This is a genomic window from Streptosporangium sp. NPDC050284 (genome assembly GCF_044459525.1).
GTDB lineage: Bacteria > Actinomycetota > Actinomycetes > Streptosporangiales > Streptosporangiaceae > Streptosporangium.
This window is the reverse complement of the sequence record NZ_JBITIZ010000008.1, coordinates 93719-103880: the sequence shown is the minus strand read 5'-3', so window position 1 is coordinate 103880 and position 10162 is coordinate 93719. Positions and strand designations below refer to the sequence as shown.

Annotated in this window: 11 protein-coding genes; 5 read left to right on the top strand and 6 right to left on the bottom strand. The window is 65.3% G+C overall.

Annotation, left to right across the window (positions count from 1 at the left end; translation table 11 throughout):
- Positions 1-28: 28 nt before the first annotated feature.
- The 3 genes from ACIBH4_RS20095 to ACIBH4_RS20085 all read right to left on the bottom strand — a co-directional run bounded on the left by ACIBH4_RS20095 (position 29) and on the right by ACIBH4_RS20085 (position 1354).
- Positions 29-241, bottom strand: coding sequence for a DUF397 domain-containing protein (locus ACIBH4_RS20095; protein ID WP_362766397.1), 213 nt, complete (start codon positions 239-241; stop codon positions 29-31).
- Positions 242-329: 88 nt separating this feature from the next.
- Positions 330-542 carry a DUF397 domain-containing protein gene (locus ACIBH4_RS20090; protein ID WP_362766400.1) on the bottom strand — a complete coding sequence of 71 codons (213 nt, stop codon included), beginning with the start codon at positions 540-542 and terminating at the stop codon, positions 330-332.
- A complete protein-coding gene (locus ACIBH4_RS20085; RefSeq protein ID WP_362766403.1) occupies positions 533-1354 on the bottom strand; it encodes a helix-turn-helix transcriptional regulator in 822 nt (273 codons plus the stop codon). Before ACIBH4_RS20085 ends, ACIBH4_RS20090 begins: the two co-directional genes overlap by 10 nt.
- A 481-nt stretch (positions 1355-1835) precedes the next feature.
- Between ACIBH4_RS20085 and ACIBH4_RS20080 the strand changes: the two genes are divergently transcribed.
- The 4 genes from ACIBH4_RS20080 to ACIBH4_RS20065 all read left to right on the top strand — a co-directional run bounded on the left by ACIBH4_RS20080 (position 1836) and on the right by ACIBH4_RS20065 (position 4693).
- On the top strand, positions 1836-2258 hold the full coding sequence (locus tag ACIBH4_RS20080) for a hypothetical protein (RefSeq protein WP_362766406.1): 423 nt from the start codon (positions 1836-1838) through the stop codon (positions 2256-2258).
- Complete coding sequence (locus ACIBH4_RS20075) at positions 2255-3025, top strand: ATP-binding protein (RefSeq protein WP_362766409.1); 771 nt, start codon at positions 2255-2257, stop codon at positions 3023-3025. Before ACIBH4_RS20080 ends, ACIBH4_RS20075 begins: the two co-directional genes overlap by 4 nt.
- 190 nt (positions 3026-3215) lie before the next feature.
- Positions 3216-3881 carry an NUDIX domain-containing protein gene (locus tag ACIBH4_RS20070; protein ID WP_362766412.1) on the top strand — a complete coding sequence of 222 codons (666 nt, stop codon included), beginning with the start codon at positions 3216-3218 and terminating at the stop codon, positions 3879-3881.
- Between the two features lie 41 nt (positions 3882-3922).
- Positions 3923-4693, top strand: coding sequence for an SIR2 family protein (locus ACIBH4_RS20065; RefSeq protein ID WP_362766415.1), 771 nt, complete (start codon positions 3923-3925; stop codon positions 4691-4693).
- Here the strand turns inward: ACIBH4_RS20065 and ACIBH4_RS20060 are convergent.
- Complete coding sequence (locus ACIBH4_RS20060) at positions 4688-5866, bottom strand: hypothetical protein (protein WP_399172636.1); 1179 nt, start codon at positions 5864-5866, stop codon at positions 4688-4690. The two genes, ACIBH4_RS20065 and ACIBH4_RS20060, sit on opposite strands and share 6 nt — an antisense overlap.
- Between ACIBH4_RS20060 and ACIBH4_RS20055 the strand changes: the two genes are divergently transcribed.
- Complete coding sequence (locus tag ACIBH4_RS20055) at positions 5780-6040, top strand: hypothetical protein (protein WP_362508279.1); 261 nt, start codon at positions 5780-5782, stop codon at positions 6038-6040. The two genes, ACIBH4_RS20060 and ACIBH4_RS20055, sit on opposite strands and share 87 nt — an antisense overlap.
- A gap of 171 nt (positions 6041-6211) precedes the next feature.
- On the opposite strand, the gene ACIBH4_RS20050 is transcribed toward ACIBH4_RS20055, so the two are convergent.
- The gene (locus tag ACIBH4_RS20050; RefSeq protein ID WP_362507552.1) at positions 6212-7225 is read right to left on the bottom strand and encodes a queuosine salvage family protein; all 1014 of its coding nucleotides are present in this window, start codon (positions 7223-7225) and stop codon (positions 6212-6214) included.
- 52 nt (positions 7226-7277) lie between these two features.
- Positions 7278-9944 carry an SUMF1/EgtB/PvdO family nonheme iron enzyme gene (locus tag ACIBH4_RS20045; protein WP_362766418.1) on the bottom strand — a complete coding sequence of 889 codons (2667 nt, stop codon included), beginning with the start codon at positions 9942-9944 and terminating at the stop codon, positions 7278-7280.
- Between the last annotated feature and the right edge of the window lie 218 nt (positions 9945-10162).

Below are 10162 nucleotides of genomic sequence, written 5' to 3'. Positions count from 1 at the left end.
AGAGCCCTCCCATGTTCCACAGGTGTAGCTAGAAGTCGAACTCGCCCTTCTTGGCCCCGTCCACGAACGCGTCCCACACGCTCGCACTCACCACGAACGGCGCCCGCTCGGGGGCCTCGGTATCCCGCAGGCCCACCCGACCACCCGACAACGGAGCCACCTCCAGGCAATTCCCCTGGTCAGATCCGCTCTTGCTCGCCTTACGCCAGGCCGCGCTCTTCAGCTCATCACTCAGGTTCACGGTCTCTTCGCCTCTCCACTGCGGATAACGGTGCACGGGGAAGCTCCCAGCAACGACCGGGAGCTTCCCCTACGTCAGGGAGCGAGGATCAGAAGTCGAACTCGCCCTTCTTGGCCCCGTCCACGAACGCGTCCCACACGCTCGCACTCACCACGAACGGCGCCCGCTCCGGTGCCTCCGTATCCCGCAGGCCCACCCGACCACCCGACAACGGAGCCACCTCAAGGCAGTTGCCCTGATTGGCTCCGCTCTTGGTGGCCTTACGCCAGGCGGCGGTCTCCAGCTCATCACTCAGGTCCACAGTTTCTCCGCCTCTCTGATCAACTCGATGGACATGTGCTGAGGTTGCGCCTCGGCTCGCAGAGTGTCGTACTTGCTATGGATAGCTTCGATGTCTTCGGGGCGACTTGTCACGTTTCCGTGAATTATGGACTCAATGTAGGCGCTATCTGGGCTTCCCAGAAGCTGTGCGATAGCAAAACCGCCGAGAAGTCCTGTCATCACCCCCAGCTTCAAGGGGATGATCTGGATGCCGATTCGTGGGGACTCTACCGCCTCCACGAGGCGTTCGAGTTGCCGACGCATGATTTCCTTGCTGCCGACCAGGCGGTGCAAAACGCCTTCGTCCAGCACCGCACGGAACAGCGGCGGGGTGTCGCGAGCAAAGATCTCCTGCCGCTTCATGCGGGCCATGACAGCCTTCTCTGTTTGCTTGTCGGTTATGCCGGGCTCGCTCCGGATAACCGCTCGCGCGTATTCCTCGGTCTGCAGCAGACCCGGAACGAGGAGCGGTTCCCAGGTGTGCAGGGAATGCGCTTCCTGTTCGATGTCCAGCCAGCCCCGGAACCACCGAGGGCTCGCCGAGCGGGTGACGTGCTCCCAGAGCCGGACGAGCTCCCCGCCCGCGCCCACGGCCTTGTCGTAGTGCTCCATGAAGCTCCGACCTGCCCTGCGCTGCCCTCGCTCGGTGAAGCCGATCAGGCTCGCACTGAAAGGAATGACCTCCGCCAGGCGCTCTATGGAGATGCCGGTTCTCCTCCGGTGTTTACGAAGTTCGGCCCCCAGAAGGACCAGAGGCTTTACAGAAGGGTCGGGTTCATAGAAAGCGGACATTTCAGCTCCGTCCTGTGGGGGCGCTACTCCGCCAACACAAAAAAACACAGTCCACTACAAAGTGTCCTGGAGGTGTGTAGGGAGTTTCGATACCCAACGTAGCCGGTCGAGGGCACTCTGTGAAGGGACGGAAGGCGCGAGAAAACCGTCCGATAAGCGCTCTTACCACATGCACCAAAAGACCTCGGCAAACCTGTCGCCAAAATAACGGGCTATGTCCGGAAAAGAAGACGAGAAATGACGCCGAGGTGCCGGATCATGCGACATCGACAGGTAGTTCACGCATCCGCCGGATACAGACCTGTCACCACTCGGCAAGTCCTGACCGGACAGCCGGAAGTCGCCTGACGCAGAGATGAACGCCGGGGCAGCACCGCTCCGGCCCGGAAACACAGTCCTCACCCCAGAAACGAAAGCGGGACCCGCCACGGCATCGCAGGCCGGGACGAGCCCCTCGACCGGACACCGGAGGTCCGATCTGATGCATCACCCTAGAGGAAATCCCCGCCCCATCAGGGTCCGTTGGCACGCGGACCGGCCGCCGATGCCGCTCGGTTGCCGCTGGTGCGGTCATCCCCCGTACGCGCACGAGGCCGCCAGCCTCCCGCACCGCGCCCACCACCACTGGGAGCAGCCCACCCCCGCCCAGGTCCACGCCCGGATGACCGTCCGCCGCCGCCTCGGCCTCTCCGGCCACCCGCCGGTCGCGACGCCCATCCGCGCGATCCCCGGCCCCACGCCTTCCGCCGTTTCCCCGGTGCGGCTCCCGGAGGTCTCCCCCGGCCGGCACCGGCGGCCGGAGCAGTCCGGGGTGGCGACCCCCGTGCCGTACCGGCGGGGACGGCCGCCGGGTCCCCGTACCCCCGGCAAGCACGCCCCGTACCGGCAGGGGGCGATGGCATGAACGACCGCGAGCCCCAGCCCCGGCAGAGCGGGAGGCACCGGCGCGGGACCGCCTCCGAGCAGGTCGGCTCCCGGTCCTGGGACCCGGCAGAACGCGCCGCCGCCGAGCAACTCGACCAGATCGAGCCCGCCTGGATCGTCTGGTACGGCACCGGCACCCGGGACTTCCACGCCGTCGCCGGCTGGCCCGCCGCCGAACCCCTGATCGTGCGGGCCCGCACCGCCGACGAGCTACGCGCCCTGATGCGCGAGGCCGAAGACACGACACCGCCATCCCGAGGAGAGACCATGCCCGAGACCCCGGACACGCCACACCTCCCGTACGACCCGTTCCCGTACGACCCGCGGATGTCAGCCGACCGACGACCCGTGGACGACCCGCGCACCGTCTACTGGGACCTGCCGCACGACCTGCCGATCGTCGGCAAGGCCCGCGCCATGGCGAGCGAGACCCTCGCCGCCTGGGCGCTGCACCACCTCGTCGACGACGCCGTCCTGGTGGTCGGCGAGCTGCTCGCCAACGCGATCGTCCACGGCGAGCCCGTGGTCCGGCTCTCCCTGTGGGCCGACGCCGACGAGTTCCAGGTCCAGGTCACCGACCGGGGCCCCGGACAGCCCCGCCACCTCACCCTGGACCCCGAGTCCCTGCACGGCCGCGGGCTGGCCATCGTCAGGGCTCTGGCCCACGACACCGGCGTCATTCCCCTCCCCGACCGTCCAGGGAAAACCGTCTGGGCCCGCTGGCGTCTCTCCGTCGGCGACCGCTGAGAGCGCAGCCCCGAGCCCGAACGACCTATGTCTGCCCGGCCGCCGACCCGCCCGGGCCGATCGCGGTCACGTACGCCTGGGCGGAGAGGCGGACGAATACCGATCGACACACAAGACATTTCTACCTATCAACCAATAAACGCGACAGCGTTTGATCTCGCACAACGAGGCCATGATGTATCATCGGCCGATGACCGAAACGGTTGATCTTGTAAATGGCGAAGGGCACGTGGTCAAGCGAGCAGTTCCGCGCCAGGACGCCGGTCGTTACGAAGGTCTTTATCTCTCGATTGTCATCGTGGTCATATTCAACGGAATCGGCCAGATACTCATTCATCGACGCTCCCTGTCCAAGGATGTGAATCCGGGGGACATCGACCATGTCTGCGGTGCGGTGGTCTCCGGAGAAACCCCTCACCAGGCCGCACACCGGGAGACCCGCGAAGAGCTCGGGGTCTCACTGCGCAGCCTTCACGTGCTGCACCGGGGAATCAATCCGTACGACCGTTACCGATATCTGTTCATGGGCGAGACGAACGAGAGTCCACGTCGGGACGAAATAGATCCGGCAGAGGTCGACTGGGTGGGTTATGAGCATCCGGCGGCGCTCATCGCCAAACGAGAGTCGGGCGAGCTCACCTTCATCGACGGTTTCTTCGACGATCTGGACGTCGCGCTGCGATTCTTCGCCGAGCGTCGTGCCCCGCAGGCCGTTCCCGTGCCCGGAGCGCTCGACTCCCGTCCGTCCTCTTCCATCCGGACGCGTGACGGTGCGACACGGTGGGGGGCGCCGGACGTCACGGCCGCGTCGATCGTGCACGACCGCCTCCACAACGATGTGTTCACCGGTCGTTGAAGGGCCGTCTGCTCGAAGGGGCGGCTGGCTAAACTTGGGCCGTGATCCCGCCCATCCCGTTGGAACTCGTCGAATCGGTCCAGAGCGGGGATGTGGTCGCTTTCTGTGGTGCGGGACTTTCCGCCCTCGGCGGCCTGCCCACCGGATCCCAGCTGGCACGCGCCCTCGCCTCCCGCCTGGACGATTTCGACGGCAACCCCGATGATCTGACGGAGGTTTCCACCACCTACTCCGCCCTGCGGGGAAGACACGCTCTCCTGTCGTTTCTTCTCGATCGTGTCGAGCATGTGCCGGCCGCCCCCACCGGCACGCATCGCACGCTGTGCGGGCAGCCGTTCGCCGCCTTCGTCTCGACGAACTGGGATCATTTCATCGAGCAGTCGCTCAGCTCACTGGGCATCGCGCACAGCGTGGTCGTCACCGACAGCGAGCTGCCCTTCGTTCGTTCCGGATCGGTCCCGGTGCTGAAGATCCACGGGACGCTGACCCGGCCGGACACGATCGTAGTCACCGATCGCGACTACTACGACCTGTTCTCCGCCCAGCCGGGAATCGCATCGGTGCTCAACGGCTACTTCGCCACGAAGACGCTGCTGTTCCTGGGCTACGGACTGAACGACCCCGATTTCAAGCGGCTTTACTACACGCTCGGCCGCCGCTTCGGCCCGCTGCAGCGGCGCGCCTACGCGATTCAACTGCGCCCTGCCGCGACGGCCGTGAGCGTCTGGCGCGAACAGCGGCTCGACGTCATCGACCGGGACGCGAAGGAGTTTGCCGCCGAACTCGCCAGGGCGACCGGGCTGCCGTCATAGGGCGAACGCCGCGGAGTTTCGTGGCACGTCCGCGGGGTGAAGGAACGCGGACACGGCGTTGGTCAGCATGAAGGCGTCCTCGGAAAGCGCGATCATGCCCGTCCGCTCCTCCAGCACTCCTGACCGGCAGAGACGGCGCGTCTTGTCCCGAAGCTCCCCGAGCCGGAGGCTCTCCACGGCACCCGCTTCCACCAGGGGCACGGGCGTCCCCGAGCGAAGCCCCACGATGATCCGGCGGATCTCGACATCCTCGGCCGTCAGCCGGAACACCGTGTTCAACCGATCGTCGATCTCCGTCCAGGAGACGTGAGGTGCCGACAACACCCGTTTGTAGCCGTCGACGTCCCGTCCGCGCTGGACGAACCCACCCGGCAGGAAGGAGTAACTGCCCGAACCGAAGCCCAGGTGGCGAAACTCCCTGCACCTGTGCACCGTCCAGCGGTGCCGGTGCTCCTCGCCGCGGACGAACGTGGTCCCCGCCCCCGGAACGTAGCCCATGCCGTAAAGCCCCTGCTGGATCGTCCAGAGTGCTTCGATCACCGCGTCGGCACTCGGCATCTCATACTGCCTGCGCCGCAGCACGGGGATCTCCTCCACGTCCCACAGCTGGTAGACGCTCACACTCGGAAGTGAGAACCCCAGCTCTCGAAGGTCGTGGACAGCCTCCAGGATCTCCATGGCCTGGCCCGCCACCGTGCACTCCTCCCGCGGGTAGCCCAGGATGAAGTCGACGTTGTAACTGGGAAGAAGGCCGTCCGCGGCCCTCAGCAGCTCGATGACCGCCTGCTTCGTGCTACCGCGTCCCATTCTTCGCAGCGCGTGGTCTCTCCACGCCTGTACGCCGACGCTGATCCTGGTAATGGGCAGGCGGGGCCGTGTGGCGAGCGCCCCCAGGAACGAGGTCCAGTAGGCGGCATCACGACCGGTGTCGGGGGCGCACTCGATCGTGGCCTCCACCGGTACGCCCCGCGGCGCGAACGCGGCGACCCGGTCAAGGAGCCTGTTCAGCTGCTCGACCCGCAGAACACTCGGCGTCCCGCCTCCGATGTAGAGGGCGGACATCCGCGGAGACCCCAGAGTCCCGAGGTGGTCACCGAACTCGCCCAATTCCCTGAGCAGCGCCGAAAGGTAGCTCTCCAGTTCCTCGTCGTCACGAAGGAGACTCCTGTGCAGGCTACAGAAATTGCAGTTGATCCGGCAGAAGGGAATATGCAGGTACATGCTGAAGTCGGCGAACTCACCGAGGACACGGCGGTCAAGGCCCCCCGGGGTGCTCAGTTTGCGAGCGAAATAGGGAGGAGGGTAGGTGTAGGTGAAATTGTGGAGCGACGGAGTGACGGCCGATGAGATTTCGCGCAGTTGATCTCTATGCCACAACCGATTCTCCGCTCAGGGCTCCTGAACATCAATCGTCGCCCGCGGGCTGTGTGGCGTCAAGGGCGTATGGAGACCGGTAACCGGAGAAAAACGGAAGGGATTCCTTGGCGAACGTGAGAGTCATCTCCGGCCACAGGCCGCTCAATAGTTTTCGGTGGCCACCACCGGTTCCCAGAGATCACGAGATCGCGCGTCCGACTTTCCCGGACACCAGCTCTCGAAGACACACCGATTCGGGGTGGGGAACGCCAGGTAGGAGTGAAAGGAGTCGTTCTCGACCTGTCGGCTCACGCAGAGCGGGGCGTTCCTGCAGCAGCTGCGAGCGTGTGCCCACAGCAGCACGTCGAAATCAAACATGGGCATACCCGCGAGCCCCGGCAACTCGCTGCACACCCGCATCGAAACCTCCCGGACGACCGTTTCCACGGCGGGGCTCACCGTTTGCTGGTCGCGGAGCCGACGGGCGATGTCGTCGTCCAGAACCGTGATGCAGCCCGTACGGAGCAGGATTCGCATCCGGTGGTAGTCGATCATCGGCAGAATATTGTGCTGATCCGCTATCTTCCATCGGCCGGAGAAGTGAACGGTCATCAGGAAGGCACTGCTCTTTTTGTGCAGGGGATCCCGGAAGGCGGACAGCCGCGCCAACAGGGCGTAGACGCCGCTGTCACCGCCGACGGTGTGCTCGGCCTCCTCAAGCAGGAGACTCACGCTGCCCTCGAAGGCACGCAGCAATTCCGATGAGGTGGTGCGGAGTATCTCCGCACGTCGGGACAGGTCGGCGAGCTTGACCTCCGCCTTTTCCGCATGCTCGACGAGGATGGCCGTGAGCCCGGCCTCCGTGATGTCCTCCATCGCCTCGGGGCTCAGCGTTCCCGGGCTCTCGGCCGCCTGCCGGGTGAAGGCCCTGAGCAGAAAGTCCCAGCCCTTGTAGTAGTGTCCCGAGAAATATCCCGCCAGGCCGCCCTTCGTGGCGTGGCATATGGCGGACGCCCATAGATACGCCAGAAAGGCGGTCTCGTCCTCGACCTCCACCCGCGGGGTCAGCTGCGCGGAGAAGTCCGCGGCCAGCGGTAGCCGCCCGAGAGTTCGGGCCAGGAGCCTGATCCTGTTCTCATCGATGACGACAGTGCCCGTCTCCATTGCATGCGCCATGAGTGGCCTCCCAGTTCACGCTAGGCTGATTCCGGACGATCGCCCTCGGTTTTCAAAGGGAATACGCCATGCGGAATCCCACGTATTCGTTACGGGTCTCCGGGGCGAGGGAGTATTTATTGCTGACCGCGCTGGCCCCTTCCGCGGAGCCCGCCCACGAGCCACCGCGGGCACATTTGTGCTCTCCCTGCTCCGGACCGGCCGGATTGTGTGTCCGGTCGATGTCATGCTGCGGCGCCCACCAGTCCTGCACCCAGTCGAAGGTGTTTCCACACATATCGGCGACCCCGTAGGGACTGTCACCACCCGCCGGGGAGTATTGCCCGATCGGAGTGGTGTGTCCGGGGCCTCCGATTCGCGTGTTTCCTTTCTTCGGGTCATGGTCGTCGCCCCACGACCATAGTCGTTTCACCTTGCCAACGGGATCCCAACCTGCCGCCATCTCCCACTCCGCCGCGGTCGGAAGCCGGACGGAAATTCCGGATTCACCCCTGTACCAGCGACAGTAGGAATTTGCCTCGTGCCAGCTCACCTGGGTCACCGGATGCTCCGTGATGCGTTTCGGCGGCGCCTCACCGCGCCAGTGTTCCGGCGAGCGGAGCCCGGTGGCCCGGATGAATTGGAAATATTCGAGATTGGTGACGGGAAAGCGCTGGATGGCGAAAGGCGATACATAGGCACGATATTCCGGCCGAGAATGCTCGAATCTACCGTCGTCCGTACCGAACACGAACTCCCCGCCCGCTATCGTGACGAACATGTCGACCACCGGCGGTGGATGCTCCTCCGTGGCGAGCATCCTGGCGGCGGTACGGCGGGTCGCCGGATAGTCACTGTTCAGGGCGCGCTTCAGAAGTTCGTGTCCTGCGGGGGCCGGCGTTCCGGACAGCCAGTGCAGCACGGCCAGCTGAAGCCCGGGATCGGGGGCCGCCACGATCCGGTGAAACTCCTGCCAGATGTCGAGGCCGGAGGTGACGGCCCTCTCGGCCCACCAGCCGACGTCCTCATCACGGTCGAGAGCGGCCAGCAGCATCAGCCGTGCCTGGCCGGGTGTGAGGTCGAGCTCCTCCCGATGTCTCTCGATCGTGGTCCACTGGATCTGGCCCGGCAGGACTCCCAACCGGTCGAAGTCCATCACCGACTGATTCAGGATCTGCCGGGCGTATTTCCGCTCCACGTCCTCGGGCTCGATCCAGGCCCAGATCTTGCCGGCCAGGATGTCGTGGGCCAGTTCGTACAGCCGGTCACGTCCGTGGATCGGCCGGACGACACGCCTTTTCGTGAGCTCCTGCAGGGCGTCCTGCAAGGTCTCGGCGGAGATGCCGAGGCGACGCGTCATGGTGTCGCGTTCGATCTCCTTGGCGGTCATCGCCGTCTTGGTCTTGTCGGCCGAAACCATGCACTTCAGCACGGCCTTCGCCGTCTCCCTGCGGTCAGGATCGAGATCCTCCAGCGTGTGGTCGAGGTATTCGGCGAGAATCCCCGGGGTTCCGCCCAGCCGTTCGTAGGTGGCGAGCCGGAGCACGCCGGAATCCGGAGAACCGGCCCGGTGGAGCATGTGGCAGACGATCTGGAGATGCGCCGGATCGACCCCACCGTCGTCCAGGTCACGGAGAAGCCGGTCGAGCAGGTCGGCCTCCGTCCCTATGCCGAAACGCCGCTCCGTGGCCGAGAGAAACTCCGTGGCCTGGGCGTGGGACAGCCGCCGCACCCAGTAGCGATTCTTGAAAACGGCGTCCATGGGTGGTTCGAGTTCCAGCAGGCAGTGCAGGAAGTCCTCCCTGATGACCACGACCACGCGGAGGTCGAGCAGGTCACCGGTGAGGCATTCGTCGAGCTGCCGGGCGAACTCCGCGCGTGAGTCCGGGCCCACCCGGATGAAGAACTCCTCGAACTGGTCGATGACGACGACCGTCGGCCGGTCGCGAAGCACCGCTCGCAGCTCGCCGTACAGGTTCTTTCCCTCCGAGGAGTCGTCACCCCGAGGGCGTATGGCGGAGAGGATCTCCGTCGCCGGATGCTGGAGTGCCCGGACGGTGTAGGTGTCGAACCCCTGGGCGTGCAACCTCGGCACCAGGCCCGCGTTTATCAGCGAGGTCTTCCCGACACCGGACACACCGGTGATGAGCACGAAAGGGCTGCTCGCGACCATCGCCGCGATGAGCGCGGAATCCGCGTCGCGCCCGAAGAAGACCTCGGCGTCCCCTTCCGTGAAGTAGTCGAGGAACTTGAACGGTTTCGTCCGTGTCCGGGGCTGCTCAGCGGTCTGTACCCGGAGCGAGCGTCCACGCGGGGCTCCCTCCTGCGCCAACCGCGCCAGTGACCGGCGCACCGGACCTGAGACGAGGTCGTACCCGCGGTGGCGCCACACCGCGGCCGACGCCTCCGATTCCTCCTCGGCCAGGATGTACCGACGCCGGGAGTATGTCGGCGAGGTCTGCAGCAGGGTGTGGACCATTTCCAGAAAGGGATCGTCCAGGCGGTATCCGACGAAGAGCAGCGTCTTGGTCACCAGGATTCCTCGCACGATGATGCCGACCTGGTCGATCGCCGTCGAAAGCCACATCAGCCGGTCCTGACTGACGACGAGTGAATCCGGCTGGGAGACGCAACCGGCGAGTTTGATGAGCCAGGGACGGTGATCGTCTGTCGCGTAGGCGGCGTTGACGGGATCGGCGATCACGGTGTGCTGATTGCGACCGGCTGCACTCAACGCCATTTCAGCGCTATACGAGACACTTGTGGATATAAGTGCCTCTGTAGCCAGTTTCGCGGCGAGTACGAGTTCCTCACCGACTTGTGGGTTCGTGACCCCCAGTTCCTCTCGAATCAGCCGGCCCAAGGCATGTCGCCCGCGCAGCGCCTCGTATTGCGAGGCGAGGATCGGAAGGTCGCGGTGGGTGAGATGCCGAGGCGCATCGCCACCGAGCCTGCGGG